20 protein-coding genes and 1 pseudogene are annotated in these 19211 nt (G+C 72.0%); 15 read left to right on the top strand and 6 right to left on the bottom strand.

Features of this window, described 5'->3' with window-relative positions; genetic code table 11:
- Positions 1–1078: MBL fold metallo-hydrolase (locus tag AB0H43_RS28800; protein ID WP_360004358.1), on the bottom strand; the 1078-nt coding region annotated here is incomplete at its 3' end.
- Positions 1075–1935: a serine hydrolase gene (locus AB0H43_RS28795; protein WP_360004356.1), complete on the bottom strand. Its 861-nt coding sequence runs from the start codon at positions 1933–1935 to the stop codon at positions 1075–1077. The genes AB0H43_RS28800 and AB0H43_RS28795, both read right to left, overlap by 4 nt.
- Positions 1936–1952: 17 nt before the next feature.
- On the opposite strand from AB0H43_RS28795, the gene AB0H43_RS28790 reads away from it, so the two are divergent.
- The 14 genes from AB0H43_RS28790 to AB0H43_RS28725 all read left to right on the top strand — a co-directional run bounded on the left by AB0H43_RS28790 (position 1953) and on the right by AB0H43_RS28725 (position 16879).
- Positions 1953–2912: a LysR family transcriptional regulator gene (locus AB0H43_RS28790; protein WP_360004354.1), complete on the top strand. Its 960-nt coding sequence runs from the start codon at positions 1953–1955 to the stop codon at positions 2910–2912.
- 55 nt (positions 2913–2967) lie between these two features.
- Positions 2968–4326: an alpha-lytic protease prodomain-containing protein gene (locus tag AB0H43_RS28785; protein WP_360004352.1), complete on the top strand. Its 1359-nt coding sequence runs from the start codon at positions 2968–2970 to the stop codon at positions 4324–4326.
- Positions 4327–4414: 88 nt separating this feature from the next.
- Entirely contained in the window at positions 4415–6781 is a 2367-nt protein-coding gene (locus AB0H43_RS28780) for a M4 family metallopeptidase (RefSeq protein ID WP_360004350.1), read from the top strand.
- Between the two features lie 64 nt (positions 6782–6845).
- Positions 6846–7685: a carbohydrate-binding protein gene (locus AB0H43_RS28775; RefSeq protein WP_360004348.1), complete on the top strand. Its 840-nt coding sequence runs from the start codon at positions 6846–6848 to the stop codon at positions 7683–7685.
- A gap of 161 nt (positions 7686–7846) precedes the next feature.
- Positions 7847–8377, top strand: coding sequence for a hypothetical protein (locus tag AB0H43_RS28770; protein ID WP_360004347.1), 531 nt, complete (start codon positions 7847–7849; stop codon positions 8375–8377).
- Positions 8374–8628 (top strand): hypothetical protein, encoded by a 255-nt coding sequence (locus AB0H43_RS28765; protein WP_360004345.1) that lies wholly within the window; start codon positions 8374–8376, stop codon positions 8626–8628. Before AB0H43_RS28770 ends, AB0H43_RS28765 begins: the two co-directional genes overlap by 4 nt.
- 21 nt (positions 8629–8649) lie before the next feature.
- Complete coding sequence (locus tag AB0H43_RS28760; protein WP_360004367.1) at positions 8650–9588, top strand: helix-turn-helix transcriptional regulator; 939 nt, start codon at positions 8650–8652, stop codon at positions 9586–9588.
- Between the two features lie 165 nt (positions 9589–9753).
- On the top strand, positions 9754–10737 hold the full coding sequence (locus tag AB0H43_RS28755; protein ID WP_360004343.1) for an SDR family oxidoreductase: 984 nt from the start codon (positions 9754–9756) through the stop codon (positions 10735–10737).
- Between the two features lie 142 nt (positions 10738–10879).
- A complete protein-coding gene (locus AB0H43_RS28750) occupies positions 10880–12253 on the top strand; it encodes a condensation domain-containing protein (protein ID WP_360004341.1) in 1374 nt (457 codons plus the stop codon).
- A complete protein-coding gene (locus AB0H43_RS28745; RefSeq protein WP_360004339.1) occupies positions 12250–12528 on the top strand; it encodes a phosphopantetheine-binding protein in 279 nt (92 codons plus the stop codon). The genes AB0H43_RS28750 and AB0H43_RS28745 overlap by 4 nt, the downstream gene beginning before the upstream one ends.
- Positions 12525–13745: a cytochrome P450 gene (locus AB0H43_RS28740; protein ID WP_360004337.1), complete on the top strand. Its 1221-nt coding sequence runs from the start codon at positions 12525–12527 to the stop codon at positions 13743–13745. The genes AB0H43_RS28745 and AB0H43_RS28740 overlap by 4 nt, the downstream gene beginning before the upstream one ends.
- A complete protein-coding gene (locus AB0H43_RS28735) occupies positions 13742–14920 on the top strand; it encodes a condensation domain-containing protein (RefSeq protein ID WP_360004335.1) in 1179 nt (392 codons plus the stop codon). The genes AB0H43_RS28740 and AB0H43_RS28735 overlap by 4 nt, the downstream gene beginning before the upstream one ends.
- Entirely contained in the window at positions 14920–16389 is a 1470-nt protein-coding gene (locus AB0H43_RS28730) for an AMP-binding protein (protein WP_360004334.1), read from the top strand. Before AB0H43_RS28735 ends, AB0H43_RS28730 begins: the two co-directional genes overlap by 1 nt.
- Entirely contained in the window at positions 16349–16879 is a 531-nt protein-coding gene (locus AB0H43_RS28725; RefSeq protein ID WP_360004332.1) for a GNAT family protein, read from the top strand. The genes AB0H43_RS28730 and AB0H43_RS28725 overlap by 41 nt, the downstream gene beginning before the upstream one ends.
- Before the next feature lie 3 nt (positions 16880–16882).
- On the opposite strand, the gene soxR is transcribed toward AB0H43_RS28725, so the two are convergent.
- The 3 genes and pseudogenes from soxR to AB0H43_RS28710 form a co-directional block, all read right to left on the bottom strand.
- Positions 16883–17344 (bottom strand): redox-sensitive transcriptional activator SoxR, encoded by a 462-nt coding sequence (gene soxR, locus AB0H43_RS28720; protein ID WP_360004330.1) that lies wholly within the window; start codon positions 17342–17344, stop codon positions 16883–16885.
- A 139-nt stretch (positions 17345–17483) separates the two neighbouring features.
- Positions 17484–17606 (bottom strand): annotated as a pseudogene (locus AB0H43_RS28715) (ADP-ribosylation/crystallin J1); the annotation flags it as partial.
- A 19-nt stretch (positions 17607–17625) separates the two neighbouring features.
- Entirely contained in the window at positions 17626–18054 is a 429-nt protein-coding gene (locus tag AB0H43_RS28710) for a hypothetical protein (protein ID WP_360004328.1), read from the bottom strand.
- A 199-nt stretch (positions 18055–18253) separates the two neighbouring features.
- On the opposite strand from AB0H43_RS28710, the gene AB0H43_RS28705 reads away from it, so the two are divergent.
- Positions 18254–18403: a hypothetical protein gene (locus AB0H43_RS28705; RefSeq protein WP_360004326.1), complete on the top strand. Its 150-nt coding sequence runs from the start codon at positions 18254–18256 to the stop codon at positions 18401–18403.
- 18 nt (positions 18404–18421) lie between these two features.
- Here the strand turns inward: AB0H43_RS28705 and AB0H43_RS28700 are convergent, their stop codons facing one another.
- Positions 18422–19126 (bottom strand): SDR family NAD(P)-dependent oxidoreductase, encoded by a 705-nt coding sequence (locus AB0H43_RS28700; RefSeq protein ID WP_360004324.1) that lies wholly within the window; start codon positions 19124–19126, stop codon positions 18422–18424.
- Between the last annotated feature and the right edge of the window lie 85 nt (positions 19127–19211).

Genomic DNA, 19211 nt, shown 5'->3' with positions numbered 1-19211 from the left:
CGGCGGCCGGGCTCGGGCTCGCGACGAAGAGGTCCAGCCGCTTGCGGTCGCTCGGGCTGACCGAGGGCGGGTTCTGCAAAGGCGTCTCGAAGTCGTCCCAGTGCACCGGGACGACGACTGCCGGATGGTCCAGGGCCGCCAGCAGCCGGGGCACGTAGGCGTGGGTCACGTCGGTGGCCGGCACGGCGATCATCGCCACGTCTGGGGCGAGCCCGGTGAGGTTTCGCTCGGCGAAGTCGCTGGCGCCCATGAAGAACACCTTCGGGCCGCCCGCGACGCTCACCTGGTAGGCGAGAGTGTCGCCTTCCGGCAGGTCCTGCACTGTCTGCGGCCGGGGCGGCACCGCCACGCGTACGCCGGGGAAGGCCAGGGAGTAGGAGCCGTTCCGGCTGTGCAACGAACTCACGACCTCCACCGTGTACGCACCGAAGTCCATCACCTCACCGCCCTTGACCGGGCTCAGCTGCCCCGCCGGAAGCTGGTACGCCAGCCCGAGGTGGTACGCCGTCAAGGTGCCGAACACCCGCGCGCCGGACCCTTGGGCGATGTGCGGGACGTCGTTGTAGTGGTCCCAGTGCGTGTGGGTGGCGAGGATGGTCTCCGGAGTGCCGGGGTGGTCGCCGATCCGCCCCTCGTCCACGGTCAGCGGAGTCGCCGGATCGAAGTGCCCGTCGAACAGGCCCGTCGAGTAGCGGCTGAGATACGGGTCCACCAGCACCGTCTTGTCCCCGATGTCGATCCGCCAGCCGGAGGTGCCCAGCCAGCGGAAGGTCGCCTTCGCCGAAGCACCCGAAGCGCCCGCGGCTCCGGTAGCGCCGGCGGCGCGGCGGAGGGGCGACGGGGCGGCGGTTGCGGCCGGAGCGGCGGCGCCGGCCAGGGCGGCCCCGGTGCCGACGAGGGCGGCGGCGCCGATGAACCGGCGGCGGCCGAGCGGCGTTTCCTGCGAAGAAGTCATGACCCAGGCAAACACCGCCGTTCCGGCGCGGTCCAAGACGATCGGATCGCGGTCGCGATATCCGTACGCGTATCGGCCCAGCGACGGGGCGTTGTGCGTACGAGCAGATGAGGCCTTGATCACAGCGCGCGCAACGTATCCACGGCCGCGCGCGCGGCCTGACCGATCGCCAGGTCCACGTCGATGCCGCGCGTGTCGGGCCGCCGGGTGCGGGCGCCGATCGCGACCGCGTAGCGACCGCCGTCGGGGTATTCGACGACACCCGCCTCCAGATGCAGGCCGGGCAGCGTGCCGGTCTTGCCCGCGACCTGGACCGAGGGCGGGAAGCCGGACGGCAGGCGGGTGCGCGACAGCTGCCGGGACATCCAGTCACGGACCATCGCGCAGGCCACCGGCGGTCCGGCCCGGTCTTGCCAGATCAGGGTCAGCAGCCGGGTCAGCTCGCGAGGCGTGCTGGAGTTGGTCCGGGCGGGATCGTAGACGCGCAACGCGCGGATCTGATCGTCGGGCAGGTCGCGGAAGACACGCGCGAACTCGTCGGCGTCGTTCGCGCCCACGTCGGCGAAAACGGATTCGAGGACCTGGCGCGGGCTGCCGATGATGTGCGTGCGGGTCAGGCCGAGTTCGGCCGCGAGCACCGGCAGCAGGTCCGGGCCGACCCGCCGGGCGAGGAGGTCGGCGGCGGTGTTGTCGCTGACAGACATGGCGAAGTACGCCAGATCGCGCAGCGACAGCTCGACGTCGTCCGCACAGCCGGCGGTGCCCCAGCCGCCGAGCCGGTCGGCGGCCCGGACGACGACTCGTTCGGCCGGATCGAGCTGCCCTTGCGCGACCTGCCGGGCGAACTCCAGGACCAGCAGAATCTTGACGACCGACGCGATCACCACCTGGTCGTCGGAGCCGGACCCGATCTCGCGGCCGGTGCCGAGGTCGACCGCGTGCAGCCAGGCGTCCACGCCGAGGTTGTCGAAGATCTCCACCGACGTATTGTCGGGGAATGGATCTCTTCCGGCATCTGCGGTACTTCGTGGTGACCGCGGAGGAGATGCACTTCGGCCGGGCCGCCGACCGGCTGGGCATCGCCCAGCCGCCGCTCAGCCAGTCGATCCAGCGGCTGGAACGGGAGCTGGCGGTCGAACTGTTCGACCGGTCGCGCCGCCGAATCGAGCTGACCGCGGCCGGACGGCTGCTCCTCGACGAGGCGCGTACGCTGCTCGCCGGGGAGGAGCGGCTGCGGTCGCTGATGCGGCTGGCCCGCGACGGCCACCTCGGTACGCTGCGCGCCGGAGTGCAGCCGGACACCCCGGCCGCGACGTTGCAGGCGTTGCTGCGTGAGCTGAGCGCACAGGCGCCGGGGCTCGACGTCGACCTGCAGGAGCTGACGACGGGCGAACAGATTCGGCTGCTGGCCGAGGCCCGGCTCGACGTAGGCCTGATCAGTCATCCGGTCGACGCGCCGGATCTGCGGTTCGGCCCGCCGGTCACGGTGGCGTTGGGCGTACTGGTGCCGCGGTTGTCGCCGCTGGCCCGGCTCGGCGCGGTCCGGCTGTCTGATCTGGCCGGTCAGGATCTCGTCCTGCCACCGCGGGCGACCGCGCCGGGCTGGCACGATCACGTGCTGGAAGTGTGCCGGGACAACGGCTTCATCCCCAACCGCGTACGCCACGCGAGCAACCCGGAGTTCCTGCTCGGTCTGGTTCTGGCGGGCCGAGGGGTCGCGATCGAGCCGGAGTCGGCCGCCCGCCGGGAACCGCGCGTCGTCTGGCGTGCCCTGGAGGGAAGCCCGCTGCGGCGTACGGTGTCGGCGGCCTGGCCGGCACAGTCGCCGCATCCGGCGGCCGAACGGTTCGGCCGGATCGCGGCGGAGACGCTGGCCGGCCCGTCCCCCGCGGCACAGATCGAGCCGGTCACGGCGCCCCGGCCGTGGACCGTGGTGTTCACGCCGTCTTATCGTTAAGACTATAACCAATTTGGAAATATAAAGTTATCAGTTTCATTCCTAGATTCCAGGAATGGTCAACAGATCCAAGCTGACAACATGTCTGATCGCCGTGGCCGCGGTGGCCGCCGCCATGGTGATCACGTCGGCGGCCTCCGCCGGTTCGGTCGCACCCGCGACCGTGCCGGTCGCCGCCGACCGCGGCATGGTCGAGGAACTGGCCCGCACCCTGGGTGTCAGTCCCGACCAGGCGCTGGCCCGCCTGGGCCGGCAGGCGGCGTTCGCGCGTACGGAGGAGCGCCTGCGCCACGGCCTCGGTGATCGGTTCGGCGGGGCGTATCTCAACGACGACGCCTCGGTGCTGACGGTCGCGGTGACGAGCGCCGCCGAGGGCGCTCGCGTCCGGGCGGACGGGGCCGTCCCGGTCGTGGTCGACCGCAGCGAGGCGCAACTGCTCGCCGCCAGCGGGCGGCTCGACGGTCACGCGGCGTCGGCACCCCGGCAGATTCCCGGCTGGTACGCCGATGTGCGCACCAACCGCGTCGTCGTGCTCTACCGCGACGGCGGCCTGGCCGCGGCTCGGTCCTGGGCGGCGGCGAGCGGCGTGCCGTCGGGCTCCGTACGCTTCGAGTCCAGTGTGGAGCAGCCGCGGCCGCTGATCGACGTCATCGGCGGCAACGCGTACTACATCGGCGCGGGCACCCGGTGCTCGGTCGGGTTCGCGGTGACGGGCGGCTTCGTGTCGGCCGGGCACTGCGGCACGACGGGCGCCACGACGACGCAGCCCAGTGGCACGTTCGCCGGATCGAGCTTCCCCGGCAACGACTACTCCTGGGTGCGCACCGCCGCCGGCAACACCTCGCGGGCGCTGGTCAACCGCTATCCGGGCACGGTGCCGGTCGCCGGATCGCAGGCGGCCGGGGTCGGCGCGTCGGTCTGCCGATCGGGCTCGACGACCGGGTGGCATTGCGGCACCATCAACGCCCTCAACTCCTCCGTGACCTACTCCCAGGGGACGGTCACGGGGCTCATCCGCACCAACGTCTGCGCCGAACCGGGCGACTCGGGCGGCTCGCTCATCGCCGGTGACCAGGCGCAGGGCGTGACCTCCGGCGGTTCGGGCGACTGCTCCTCCGGCGGCACGACGTACTTCCAGCCGGTCAACGAAATCCTCCAGGCGTACGGACTCACGCTGACCGTCAGCGGCAGCACCCCGCCCACCAGCACGCCGACCACCGGGCCCACCGGTGGGCCGACGACTCCGCCGCAGGGCTGCGGCGGCCTGCCCGGCTGGAGCGCCACGACGGCGTACGCCCCCGGTGACGACGTGTCCTACAACGGCCGTCGCTGGGAGTCGACGTGGTGGTCCACCGGAGCCGAACCCGGCGCTCCCGGTTCCTGGTCCGCCTGGGCCGACCGCGGCGCCTGCTAGAGACCTCACGGTTTCCTCCCCCTGCCGGCCTGGGCGTCCACCAGCGCCCAGGCCGGCGCCCCCCACCCCCACAAAGGAGAACAACCCCGTGAAGCCCATCCGACTCCGGATCACCCTCGCGGCCACCGCCGCGGTGGCGGGTCTGGCCCTGGTGATGCCAGGTGTCTCGCTCGCCAGTGCCAGACCGGAGACACCGCCGGCGGCCGCGCCGTCAGCGGCTCAGGCGAGCGCGCTCGCCGCGCGGGCCGCCGACCGGGTCGCCGACGGCGGCCTCGACGCGCTGGCCAAGGGTCCGAACGAATCCTTCGTACGCCGCGACGTCGTCGCCGGGTCCGGTGGATTCCAGTACGTCTCCTACGAACGCAGCTTCCGCGGCCTGCCGGTGCTCGGCGGCGACGCCGTCGTCGTGACCGACCAGGCCGGCACCGTCCGGGACACCGCCTCCGCGCTCGGCCGGGGCGTACGCCTCGCGTCGGTCACGCCGGCGATCTCGGCGGGCCGGGCGACGGCTGTCGCACGAAAGCAGCTCAGCAAGATCGAGCGGGCGACCGCCGCCCGGCTGGTCGTCTTCGCCGCCCCGAGCGGCGATCGGCTGGCCTACGAGGTCGTGCTGGAAGGCGTACGCGCGAACGCGCCGAGCCGGCTGCACGTCGTCGTCGACGCCGCCGACGCCCACGTCCTCGATCTCCGGGACGACGTCCGGGAAGGCAGCGGCAACGGCTACTACAACGGCCAGGTGACCCTGAGCACCAGCGGCTCCGGCGGCTCGTACTCGATGACCGACAACACCCGGCCGGGCCTGCAGTGCGGCGGCCAGAGCGGTGGCGCGTACACCGGGACCGACGACTCGTGGGGCAACGGGACCGGCACCAGCCTGGAGACCGCCTGCGTCGACGCCCTGTACGCCGTCCAGCGCGAGTGGGACATGCTCGGCGCCTGGCTCGGCCGCAACGGCATCAACGGCAACGGCGGCGGCTTCCCCGCCCGGGTCGGGCTGAACGAGGTCAACGCGTACTGGAACGGCAGCTACACCAACTTCGGCCACAACCAGTCGAACACCGGGCAGGCCACCTCGATGGACGTCGTGGCGCACGAGTTCGGCCACGCGATCTTCCAGACGACCCCGGGCGGCGCCGGCTCCGGCAACGAGAACGGCGGCCTCAACGAGTCCACAGGGGACATCTTCGGCGCGCTGACCGAGGCGTACGCCAACAACCCGAACGACCCGCCGGACTTCCTGGTCGGCGAGGAGGTCAACCTCACCGGCAGCGGCCCGATCCGCAACATGTACAACCCGCAGGCGCTGGGCGACCCGAACTGCTACTCCTCGGCGATCCCGAACACCGAGGTGCACTCGGCGGCCGGGCCGAACAACCACTGGTTCTACCTGACCGCGATCGGCTCGGCCGGGGGCGGCGGCAACCCGTCGAGCCCGACCTGCAACGGCGGCTCGGTCACCGGCATCGGCATCCAGAAGGCCGGCCAGATCTACCTGGGCGCGCTGAACCTGAAGACATCGAGCTGGCGTTACGTCAACGTGCGTACCGCGACGCTGCGCGCGGCGGTCAACCTGTTCGGCGCCGGCTCGCAGGAGTGCCGCACGGTCAAGGCGGCGTGGGACGCCGTCAGCGTGCCCGCGCAGAGCGGTGAGGCGCAGTGCTCGACGGCCACCAACGACTTCTCGGTGGCGGTGAGCCCGACCAGCGGCACCGTCCAGCGTGGAGCGAGCGTGACCACCACCGTCTCGACCGCGACGACCGCCGGCAGCGCCCAATCGGTCACGCTGTCCGCCAGCGGCCTGCCGTCCGGCGTGACCGCGACGTTCAGCCCGGCGACCGTCACCTCCGGCGGGTCCAGCACGCTCACCTTGTCGGCGAGCGCCTCGGCGGCGACCGGATCGGCCACGGTCACGGTCAACGGCAGTGCGGCCAGCGGGTCGCACACCGCCTCCTACACCGTGACGGTGACGACCCAGCCGACCGGCGACGACTTCTCCGTCAGCCTGTCGCCGACGTCGGCCACCGTGGCACCGGGCGCGTCGACCAGCCCCAAGGTCTCGACGACGACCACGTCGGGCAGCGCTCAATCGGTCGCCCTGTCGGTGTCGGGCGCGCCCACCGGCGTCACCGCCTCGGTGAGCCCCACCACGGTGACCTCGGGCAACAGCGCGACGCTGACCGTCGCGGTGGCGGCCGGAGCGACGGCGGGCACCTACACCCTGACCGTGACCGGTGTCGGCGCGTCGGCGACGCACAGCGCGACCTTCACGCTGACCGTCAGCGGCAGTGGCGGCGGCTGCGGCGGCCTGCCGGAGTGGAACGCCGCCACCCCGTATGCGCCGGACGACCAGGTGTCCTACAACGGCCACCGGTGGAAGTCGACCTGGTGGTCGACCGGTGCCGAGCCGGGCGCGCCCGGTTCCTGGGCGGTCTGGTCCGACCAGGGCGCCTGCTGATACCGCCGGGGACGGCGGGCCAGAAGCCGCCGTCCCCGGTCCCTTCCCCACGAACGGAGAAGTCATGAGCGACGAAGAAGAACCGCGTACCGAGGAGTCCCGGGCCAACGGCGTGTCCCGCAAGACCCTGCTGCGCGCGGCCATGATCGCGCCCGCCGTGCCGCTGCTGGCCGGGGTGCCGGCGCTGGCGCGTACGCCCTCCGGCCAGCCGCTGGCGGCCACGCCCGAGTCCTGTGACGACGACGATCTGACGCCGCCGCAGATCGAGGGCCCCTACTTCAAGCCGGGGTCGCCGCTGCGCACCTCGATCGCCGACGGACCGGGCACCGCGCTGACCCTGACGGGCTACGTCGTCGGGCTGGCCTGCCAGCCGATCGCCGGGGCGCTGCTGGACTTCTGGCAGGCCGACAACGGCGGCAACTACGACAACGCGGGCAACCGTTTCCGGGGTCACCAGCTCACCGACACCCAGGGCAAGTTCACCCTGACCAGCATCGTGCCGGGGCTGTACCCGGGGCGTACCCGGCACATCCATGTCAAGGTGCAGGCGCCGGGCCGGCCGATCCTGACCACCCAGCTGTACTTCCCGAACGAGCCCCGCAATTCGACGGACACCCTGTTCGATCCCGCGCTGCTGATGAACGTGCAGATCGTCGGCTCGGGCCGGCAGGCCACCTTCGACTTCGTCCTCAACATCCAGGGCACGCCGCCGTCGCCGTCGCCCACCCCCACGAAGACCACCAGCCCCACCCCGCCCACCGGCGGCACCTGGGCGCCCTATGTGGCGTACGCGCTCGGCGCGCAGGTCACCTATGCCGGTCTGAGCTACGTCTGTCAGATCGCGCACACCTCGCTGCCGGGCTGGGAGCCGCCGAACACGCCCGCCCTGTGGCGGCGGGTGTAACACCCTGACACCTGGGGAGATCCGGCCGTCGACGTCGGCCTGGCGATGTCGGCGGCCTTCGGCGTGTTCATCCACAGGCGACGGTCAGCCGATTGCCGTCCATCGACACAGCCAATACCTTGGCTGGGGACGATCCGAGCATGGGGGACACGGGAGGGCTCATGGGATCGAAGCGATCTGTCGGCAAGCTCGCCGGTGAGGCCGCTCAGGGGTTGATGCGGCCACTGGCGAAGATCATCAAGAAGGGCGACCGGCTGCCGTCGGTCTCCCGGGCGGCACGCCCGCCCGTCCACGCGCACCCGGGACTCCACTCCCGCTCCGGCGCGCTGAGCAACCGTGAGGTCATGGAGCAGGGCGTCGGTCTGCCGCGTACGCCGGAGACGGTCGACCACTACTCCCGACTGGCCGGAGTGGACATGCGCGGCAAGCCCGTCGACATCGTCGAGGCGCCGGACGACATCGCGTACCTGGACTATCAGGGAGCCGTCGCGCGGACTGACGACATGGGCGTCCAGCTCGGCCCGGCCGCGTTCCAGGACGAGGAGACCCTCGTGCGGACCCTCGGCCACGAGAGCGTGCACGTGAAGCAGTACGAGGACGGCCGGGTATCGTCCATGACAGGGCCGCTGGAGGACGAGGCGTACGCCGCGGAGGACGCCTTCGTCGACACCTGGAGGAGGAACACCCGATGAGTTCGCAGCTCACCGTCGAGCGGACGTTCAAGCTGACCGGGCGCCCCTGGCTCCTGGTGACCGGGCGGCTCGACGGCGAACCGCTGAACATCGGCGACCAGCTGACCATCGCCGGCCCCGGCCAGCCGCCGGTCGGCGGCGTGGTGCGGTCGATCGAACTGCACAGCGCGCCCGGGACGACCACCATCGCCGTCGACCTCGAGCTGGACGACCGGATCCGGCCGGGCACCGTCGTCTCCCGCGCCGAATAGGCCACCGGCCGCTCCGTGTCGATGGGGATGCCCGAGCCCGGAATCGACCCTGCCTCCGCCACCACCGCCGCCGAGTTCGTGGAGTTGTTGCGCCGCGTCCGGCTCAGCTCGGAGCTGAGCTATCGGCAGATCGCGCAACGCGCCCGTGCGCACGGCGTCGCGCTGCCCATCAGCACGCTCGCGACGGCGCTCAACCGGGACACGATGCCCCGGCCGGAGGTCGTCACCGCGATGCTCCTGGCGTGCGGTTGCAGCCGAGACGAGCTCGCTCGCTGGCTCGGCGCGCGCCGGCAGATCGTCCTCGGCGCACCGTCCACTACGGACGAACCATCGGCCGGCCCGACGGACCCGGACGAAAAGGAGCCGGACGAGACGGCGTCCGCGGGGACGACAGCCGTGCCGGAAACGGCGGAACCACGTAACCGACGGCGGTGGCTGCGGGCTCGCGTACCCCTGTGGTCGATGCTGGCTGTGGTCGTCGCGCTCGGCGCGGGCGTCGCCTGGTGGGCCACGGACCGTGCGCCCGAAACCGTGGCCCCGGTCCCGGCCTCGCCCGCAGCGGTGCGGGTACGCCCGATGAGCGGCCCCGGCTGCCTGAGCGAGCACGCCGGCAGCAGCGGCTACCTGTTCATCGAGCCGTGCGAGCAGGCGTATCCGGCGTTGTCGACGGAGCCCGCCGGGGGCGAGGCGTTCCGCTTCCGCACCGACCATCCCGAGTTCGGGCCGGGCTGCATGGGCGTCGACCCGGTCTCGGACAGTGATCGGCCGTCCGACGGCTATTGCACGGACGTCAAGCACCAGCTCTTCACGGCGATCCCGGCGGGCGGCGGGCACCTGCTCCGCAACGTCGAACTCGGGCAGTGCCTCGCGGTACGCCCAGAGGCCGGCCAGCGAGCGGTGGTCTTCGCGGCGTGCTCGGCCGACGATCCGGCGCAGGTGTTCGCCGTCGACCGCCTCTGATCGGCCGCACCCCTCTCACCTGCGCGAACGTCGGCCTCGAACGCCTTCGAACGATGCCGAACGCGTTCGCCGTTGACCTCGATCAACTGCCGCGGCTAACAATCGACCCCGGGGACCGCCGGGTTCCGCCGGCCGGCGGGCCCCACAACGGGGAGTGCACAGACGATGACGATTTTGCTGACCGGGGGCAGCGGGGCTGTGGGCGCGGCCGTGCTGGGGACGGTCCCGGCCGGAGCGCCGGCCACGCGGATCGTCGCGTTGGTGCACCGCGGTGATGTCGCCGCCGCGACAGTGACAGGCGACATCACCGCATCCCGGCTCGGTCTGGCTCGCGACGAGTACGCCCGGCTCACCAGCGAGGTCGACACGGTCGTCCACTGTGCCGGGGCGACCGAGTTCACCGCACCCGACGAGGTGATCCGCGCGCTGAACGTGACCGGTACCCGGCATGTGCTCGAGTTCGCCGCCGACGCCGGGGCACGGGTCGTCTTCGCCTCGACCGCCTTCGTCGTACGCCGGGACACCGCCGCCCCGCTGACGCGGTGCTACCTGGAGACGAAGCTGGCCGCCGAGGAGCTGGTACGCGCGGCGGGGCTGCCCGCAGCGATCGCCCGGATCGGGGTCGTCATGGGTGACGCCCGCACCGGGCGGATGAGCCGGTTCCAAGGCCTGCACTCCACCGTGGATGCGGTACTCCGCAACCTGTTGCCGGTGCTCCCGTTCGCCCGGGACGCCGCGATCGACGCCCTGCCGCGCGACGTCGTCGCCGATGCGCTGCTCGGGCTCGCCGCGGAACGCGGCACCGGCGTCAGTGAGCATTGGCTGACCGCTGGACCGGCCGCGCTCACGATCGGGCGCATGGTCGAACTGGTCGCCGAGCGGGCGCCGGCCCTGGGCCGGACCGTCCACCCGCCGCGGTTCGTCCGTCCCGCGCTCGTCGACCGGGTCGTCCGGCCGGCGTACATCGATCCGCTGCCCGCCCCGCAGCGCCGCAAGTTCGCCAATCTGATGGCCCTGGCCTCGTTGTTCGACGGCGTACCCGGGTTTCCGACCACGCTGGCCGAACCGCCCACCACCCGGCGGCTCGAGGAGGCGTTCGTGGCCACCGTCGACTACCTCGCCGCCAGCCGTGGACTTCTCGCCGCCTGACGGGCTCTGGCTATGGGCGCTCGTCTCGGCGGCTGGATCAGGGTTCTGGGTCGAATCTTGGACCTGGATCCGGCCCAGAACCCTGATCCAGCGCATACGTGCCGCGTCCGAACACCGAACGCAGACCGACTGGGAGTCGCTCATGACCGCCGAAGCACCACTGTCCTATGCCCAGCAACTGCTCGCCGCGTTCGCCGTCCACGACGGAGGCAGCGTCTTCGGCGGCGGATTCGTGAACTGGTGCGCGCATGAGCTGACCGGCCCGGTCACGCCGGAGCTGCTGCAGGAGGCGCTCGACGAGCTGGTCGTGCGGCACGGGGGGCTGCGTACGCTGGTCGTCCGGGACGAGGGCTTCCCCTTCCAGCGCGTCGCCGAACCCGCGCCGGTCCCGTTGCGCGTCCACGACGTCACCGCGTCCACAGCGGAGGAACGCGTACGCGTCACCGCCCGGATCACCGCCGAAGCCCTGACCCGGCCGCTACCTCCCGACCAGGTTCCGCTGATCGCCGCCGACCTCGTCCGATTCGGTCCGGCCGTGTCGGCGTTGATCCTGATGATCCACCGCACGGTCGCCGACGGCTGGACGATGCAGGTCGCCATCCGGGATGTCGTCGCGGCGTACGAACGTCGCCTCCGCGGCATGGCCACCCCCAGCGGACCGGTGCCCCAGTACGCAGACCACGCCCTGACCGAGGCCGCGCCCGACCGGGAGAAGCGGATTCTGGAGGCGCTGCCCTACTGGCGCGAGCAGCTGTCCGGCGTACGCCGGGTCGGCATTCCGGCCGACCGCCCCCGGCCGGCGCCCGGCACGGCGGGCAGCCGGGAGAAGGCGCTGCACACGTTCGTCCTGCCGGATCCGGTCGTGGCGGGCCTGCGCGAGCAGGCCCGGCGGCTGCGGACCACCGAGTTCACTCTGCTGCTGACGGCGTACGCCGTCGCGATGGCGGGGCACGCCGGTCAGACGCGCGTCACCGTGCCGGTGCTGTCGGCCGGGCGGGGCGCCGGGGACTGGGACGGCATCGGCTTCTACCTCAACGGCCACGTGCTGCGGCTGGACCTGTCCGGTGCGATGACGGTCGCGGAGGCGGTCGCGCATGTGCATCGGGTCAACACCGAGGCGCTCCAGCACGACGTGCCGCTCGTCCGCGTCCTGGAGGAGCTGCCGGAGCTGGCCGAGGCGGCCTTCGACGCACGGGACGTCGTGCCCGCGCCGATGCAACTGTGCCGTCCGATCCCCCGCGCCGAGGACCCCGCCGCGAGCATCCACTATCGACGGCTGACGCTGCCGCCCGACGTCGTGCGGGAGACACCCGTCATGCCGGTGGACTTCCTGTGGGTGATGGAGCCGTACGACTCCTTCGTCGTCCGGGTGACCTACGACCCGGCGATGTTCGACGCGGACACCGTCGAGCGGATCGCCGGGCGGTTCCGTTCGGCCGCCGACCGGCTCGTGACCTCGCCGGACACTCCGCTGGCCGCGTTGCCGGCCACCACCCCACAGGAGGTACGCCGATGAACCGCCAGGCCCTCGACCTGAGCACCGAGTACGCCGCGCCCCGGGACGCCGTCGAACAGCAGCTGGCCGACCTGTGGGCCGCTCGCCTGGAGGTCGAGCCGATCGGGATCCACGACGACTTCTTCGAGCTGGGCGGGGACTCGCTGCTGGCCGCCGAGCTGCAGCTGGCGATCGACCAGCTGTTCGGCGTCGAGGTGCCGACGTGGACGTTGTTCCTCAGTCCGACCGTGGCCGAACTCGCCGCCGCCATCGTCGCCGAGCTGGCGTCGGCGTGACCACGCTCGTCGATCTCGCCGATCCCGGCCTGTACGCCTCCGGCGACGCGCACCGGGTGTTCCACGCGTTGCGGGAGGAGGATCCGGTGCATTGGCAGGCGCCTTCCGGCGACCGGCCGGGCTTCTGGTCGGTGACCCGGTACGCCGACGTCAACCGCGTACTCTCGGACTACGAGGCGTTCACCAGCGAACGCGGTACGCTCCTCAACCTGCTGGGCCGCCCGGATCCCGCGGCCGGACGGCAGCTCGCCGCGACCGATCCGCCCCGGCACGACCGGATGCGGGCACCGGTGCAGCAGGCGCTGAACGCCCGCGCCGTCGACCTTCATCTGTCCGCTGTGGACGAAGCCGTGGACGCCGTCCTGGAACCGGTACGGCGGTCGGCCGGCTCCGTGATCGACCTGGCCGGGGTGTTCCGGCTGCTGCCGCTGGCCGCCGTCGGTCCGCTGCTCGGCGTACCGGAGTCGGACTGGGCGCGCCTGGCGGAGCTGGCAGCGATGTGCGCGGCGGAGGACGATCCCGACGTCCAGCTGCCCGACGGCGTCGCCGCGACACTCCAGCGGGGGCATCGAGAGCTGTTCGCGTACTTCGCCGACCTGGTCCGCGACCGCCTTCGCCGGCCCGGTGCCGATCTGCTCAGCATCCTGGCCACGATGCGGTTCGAGGGGGCTCCGCTGCCGGTCGGCTCGGTCGTCGCGAACGCGTACAGCCTGCTGCTCGGCGCGGCCGTGACGCTGCCGTGCGTGCCCGCCGCCACGCTCTGTCACCTGGCCGAGACCGGCGCCTATCGGGAGTGGGCGGAGCGGCCGCGGTCGCTGGACAGCGGAGTCGAGGAGGCGTTGCGCTTCGCCACGCCCGGCATGCATTTCGTCCGGCACGCCCGGCACCCGGTCCGGGTCGGAAACCGGGACGTCGAGGCCGGCCAACCCGTGGTCGCGTGGCTGGCCGCGGCCAACCGCGACCCGGAGGTGTTCGAGGCCCCGGACCGGTTCCGGCCAGAGCGGCGGCCCAACCGCCACCTCGCCTTCGGCAGCGGGCGGCACTACTGCGTCGGCTCGCACATCGCCCGCCGCACGCTGCGTCTGCTCTTCGGCCGGTTCCTCGCCGAGGTGACCGACGTCGAACCGGCCGGTCCGCCGAGCCGAGTCCGCTCGGCGTTCCTCGCCGGGTTCAAACACCTGCCCGTCGTGGTCCGGCTGCGCGGAGGCGCCGCATGATCCCGCTCACCTATGCCCAGGAGCTGCTCGATCTCGTCGAGCGGCACGCTCCGGGCCGCACCACCGGCGACCGGTTCGTCGTCGAGCAGTCCTTCCGGATCACCGGCGTGATCGAGGCCGAGCCGCTGCGGCTGGCGCTCGGCGACGTGGTCGCACGGCACGAGGCGCTGCGGAGCGTCCGGGAGCCCGGCGGCAGCCGGGTGGAGCCGCCGGGTCCGGTCAGCCTGGACGGCTACGCCGATCCCTTTCCGGCGGGCGACCTGCCCGCGCTGCGGGCTCGGCTCGCCGGCGATCGGCTCGACCTGGCCGCGCACCACAGCGCCGCCGATCCGTGGTCGGTCGCCGTGATCGTCCGGGATGTCGCCACCGCGTATCACGCACGGTTGCGGGGTGACCGGCTCTCCCCCAAGGTCATGCAGTACGCCGAGATCGCGGCCGACGACCGCTCACCTCAATGGCAGCGGCGCATCGCGGAGGTGCTGCCCTCGTGGCGTACGCGGCTGGCCGGGATCGGCGCGGTCGACCGCCCCGGCTGCGGCCCGGTCACCGGCGCGTACGCCGAACTGCCCTTCCGGCTCGGCGACGGTCTCTGGCAGGCAGTGGTGAGCAGCGCCCGGCGGGCGCGCAGCACGCCGTTCACGGTGCTGCTCTCGGCGTACGCGGCGACGCTGTATCCGGCCGGGCTGCAGGCCGAGGCGCTGCTGCCGGTCATCACCCCGGGCCGCATCCCGTCGGAGTGGGACACCGTCGGCTTCCTGCTCAACGTGCTGACCATGCGGGTGCCGATGCCCACCTCCGACGATCCACCGGAGCTGGCCCGGCGGGTCGACGCGGCCTGCCGTCAGGCGTACGCGGATGACATCCCGCTCGTCCCGGTGCTGGGCGAGGTGCCGGAGTTGCTGGCCGTCCTGGCCGGTACGCGAGCCGCCCCAGCCTTCCGGTTCGTCGCGCGGCCCCCGATGACCCCGCCGATCGTCCAGCCACTGTGGACGGCGAGACCGGCCGGGCCGGAGACGCCGCCGTCGGTCGTCCTCGGCTGCCCGCTGCTGTTCACGCTGCACCCCGGCGGCTCCGGGATCGTGACCTACGACGTGGGGGCGTACTCGGCTGACCGCGTCGGCGAGCTGGTCTCGGCGTACCTGCGGCGGCTGCCGTCGTTCACCGGAGCCGCCTGATGTGGCCCGATCACATCCTGAATCTGATCGAGCCGCACCTGTTCGGCGACGCCGTCGCGGTCCGCGACCAGGACGGGCAGCTGACCTACGCCGAGCTGGCGGACCTCAGCGCCCGGACGGCGGCGGCGCTCGTCGACGCCGGAGTGACCGAGGGCGAGCCCGTGCTCCTGCACACGCGCCTGTCCCGGTGGGCGATCGTCGGCATGCTCGGCGCATTACGTGCGGGCGCGTGTTACGTGCCGGTCGACGCGGCATTCCCGGCGAGCCGCCAGCGCCAGTACGCCGACGCCGCCGGGGCGCGCGTCGTCCTCACCGAACCGGGGCTCTCCCCGGTGCGACCGGAGCTGGCCGCGATCGACCTGACCTCGCCGCCCACCCGGCGAGCCGCCCGGCCCGGACGGCTGGCCTACACCTGCTTCACCAGCGGCTCCACCGGTACGCCGAAGCCGGTCACGATTTCGGCCGCGGCGCTGGCGTACTCGACGGCGGCCCGGCTCCGGTACTACCGGGACCCGGTGGGCGGCTTCCTGTTGTGCTCGTCGATCTCGTTCGACAGCTCGGTCGCGGGGATCTACTGGACGCTCGCCTGCGGCGGCACCATCCTCATCCCGAGCGTCCGGCCGGGTGACCTCGTCGCGCTCGGCCGCACGGCTCGCGCGTACCGGCCGACGCATCTGCTGCTCGTGCCCTCCCTCTACGCGGTCGCGCTGCGCGGTGGGCTCGCCGACGACCTGCGAAGCCTGCGTACCGTCGTCGTCGCGGGCGAGGCCTGTCCGCCCAGCCTGGTCGGTGACCATTTCGCCCAGTTGCCCGGCACCCGGATGTTCAACGAGTACGGCCCGACCGAATGCACCGTCTGGTGCACGGTCCACGAGTGCATACCGGAGGACGCCGGGGAACGCTCAGTGCCGATCGGCCACCCCATCCCCGGTACGCGCGTCGCCCTCGCCGACGGCGTACTGCACGTGCACGGTCCCGGTCTGGCCGAACCGGACACCGTCCCGCGCACCACCCTCGACGGCCACGCGTTCTACCGGACCGGCGACCTGGTGACCCACCGTGCCGACGGTGCTCTGCTGTACCACGGGCGCGGCGACGACCAGCTGAAACTCGGCGGGATGCGGATCGAGCGGGCCGAGGTCGAGCACGCGCTCACCGGCGCGCCCGGGATCGCGTACGCCGCCGTAGGCGTGGCGGACGGACGGCTGGTCGGCTACGTCGTCGCCACTCATCTCGGCGGCGAGGTCGACCGCCGCGCCGTCCGCCGGCACCTGCTCGACGCGCTGCCGGCCGCCGCCCTCCCACTGCGGTTGATCATCCTCGACGAGCTGCCACAGCTGCCCAATGGCAAGATCGACCACGCCGACCTCGACCGCCGCGCGGCGCAATTGGTTTGCCGGGATGCGCCCGGTTGGGTAGGAAGATCACATGTTGACGGGCAGCAAGGTCGGGCTCCGCGCCCGGCATGAGGAGGACATCCCGGTTCTGCGGACCGAGCTGTTCAACGATGTGGTGAACGCCGCACGTGCGGACAGTGGGCCGTGGCGGCCGATGTCGCCCACGTCGAAGGATCCCCGGCTCGTGGCGGACGGCCAGGAGCCCGGGCATGTTCCGTTCTCCGTGGTCGAACTGGCCGGCGGCAGCCTGGTCGGCGCAGCGACCCTGTGGGGCATCGACACCCACCACCGGTCGGCGCACATCGGGCTGGGCTTGCTGCCGTCCGCCCGCGGCCAGGGATACGGCACCGACGTGGTCGCCGTGCTCTGCCACTACGGCTTCGTCGTACGCGGCCTGCACCGGCTGCAGATCGAGACGCTGGCCGACAACACCGCGATGCTGCGCTCCGCAGAGCGCAACGGGTTCGTCCGCGAGGGCGTACTGCGCAAGTCAGCCTGGGTGCTCGGCGAGTTCCTGGACGAGGTGCTGCTCGGGTTGCTGGCCGAGGACTGGCGGCCCTGACGGTCAGGCTCGCGTACGCAGCAACCGGCGCGGCCCTGGTCCGTCGCCGCCCAGCACGTCGCGTGGATTGGTCAGGTGGCACGCCCGCAGCGACAGGCAGCCACAGCCGATGCAGTCGGTGAGGTCGTCGCGCAACGCCTGGAGCTGGGCGATGCGCTCGTCGAGGACGGCTCGCCAGCCGCTGGACAGCCGCTCCCAGTCCTCGCGGGTCGGGGTGCGTTCGCTGGGCAGCTCGTCCAGCGCCGCCCGGATCGCCGTCAACGAGATGCCGACGTTCTGGGATGCTCGGATGAAGGCCACCCGGCGCAGCGTGTCCCGGCTGTAGCGGCGCTGGTTGGTGGCCGACCGCGTACTGCTGATGAGGCCCTTGCGCTCGTAGAAGTGCAGCGCCGAGACGGCCACGCCGCTACGCTCGGCGACCTGGCCGACGGTGAGTTCGTGCGAAGGGGTATGCGCCCTGGGCATGTCACCGACCGTAGCATCGACCTGAACTTAGGTTGAGGTTGCGCTCTTGGCCGGCGGATCAGGGATCTCGGTCGAATCATGCCGCATGATTCGGCCGAGATCCCTGATCCAGCGCCGACGCGTTACCGCGCGAACGTGATCACGGCCGGAACTCGTGGACCACCTCGATGAACCCGACGATGTGCTCGTTGAACTCGTCCAGTTCCTCGGCGGGCACCCACAGTTCGAGGATGTCGCGCCCGCCCGCCTGCCGCACCGGGTAGGTTCCGGCGCTGACGCCGTCAGAGGCAGATCCAGACATACATCGCGCGGTCACCGATCCCGGCCCGAGCCACCACCCGCAACTCCGGGATGAGCTTCGCGAGCCAGTCCGGCTCGGGCCTCATCCACTCCTCGGCCTCGCTCCACTTCGCGGCCAGCTCGGGAATCCGCTCGTCGGGGATGCCCGCGATCGCGGCCCGGCACTCCTCCCGGATCCGGATGACCCACGGACCCTCCTCATCGGACGGCTCCAGCATCTCCTCGTCGCCGCGGTGCCTGCGCTGGTTGTACTTGACGCCGTCGACGGCCGCCCACAATTGGCCCAGCAGGATCGTCGGCTCCACCCATTTCGCCGCCAGCTGCGGCAGGTCGGTCGGCAGCGGACCGTGCTCCTGGCAGGCCGCCGCCTCAGCCGGCGTGGCGGCGAAGTAATCGGTCAGGATTCCCACCGGCCGACCCTAACGACACCGTCCGACAACGCCACCGATCGGCAACCACGCCGTCCGGAAACCAGGCCGTCCGACAACGACAATGACCGGCGACCACGCGCGGGATACGTTTGCGCGATGACCTGGTCCACGACGACCGACATCGACGTCTTCCTCGCCGCCGCGGGCGACTTCCTGCGTACGCACGACGACCAGCACGGTGAAGCCGTCTTCGCCGCCGTATGCAGCGGCTCGGGAGGTCGCCCACGATGCGCTCGTCTTCGCGGCCGCCGGAGACGAGGCGGCGGCCCGCCGCTACCGAGACCTGGGTTTCGTTCCAGTGCTCGACCGCGTCATGCTCCAGAGCTGAGCCGCCGCCCTGCGCCGCTCAGGTCAACGCGTTGAAGACCGCCTCGGCCCGATCGCGCTTGGTGTACAGCTCCCACGCGGCGTCGGCCAGGTCGTCCGGGTCGAGGATCGGGAGGCCGCCGGTCGCCTGAGCGCTCATGAACCTGTGGATGTCACCGCGTTCGATCAGACCGCCGATGGTCAGTGTGCCGGCGTACACGCCTTGACCGGCGAGCGCGGCGTTGAGGGTCACGGCGTAGTTGCGCAGCGCGGCCGAGGAGAGGGCGAGGTTGCCCAAGGCCGGCATCGGCACCACCGAACTGAGTCCGCCGGCGAACAGCAGACCGCCCTCGCCGCGCTCCACCATGCCGGGCAGGACGAGCCCGACGAGATCCACTGCGGCGTACACCCAGCTCATCGCGGTACGCACGGAGTCGCTGTCGGCCTGCGTGATCGGCGCCGGCCGGTCGGCGGGGTCGAGCGCGGCGGGCCCGTAATACACGATGTCCGGCGATCCGAAGCGGGCGCCGATGGCGTCGACGGCGGCGGCGAGCTGCGCCCGGTCGCGGACGTCGGCGACGAACGCGTCCGCTTCGATGCCGGCGTCGGCGAGCGAGCCGAGATACCCGGCGTGCCGATCCGGCGTACGCGAGACGAGCGCGACCCGATGCCCCTCGCGCCCGAAGCGATGTGCCACGGACAGGCCCAATCCGGGTCCGACGCCGAAGACTGCGACTGTTCCCACGATCTCCTCCTAAGTTGAGGTTCCCCTCAGATTAAGCCGACCGTAGCACGAACATGAGGATGCCCTCAACTTTGTAGGATGGTGG

Source organism: Hamadaea sp. NPDC050747, from assembly GCF_040654195.1.
Lineage (GTDB): Bacteria > Actinomycetota > Actinomycetes > Mycobacteriales > Micromonosporaceae > Hamadaea.
Note: the sequence above shows the minus strand (reverse complement) of the source record. Positions and strands in the feature narration are given on the sequence as shown.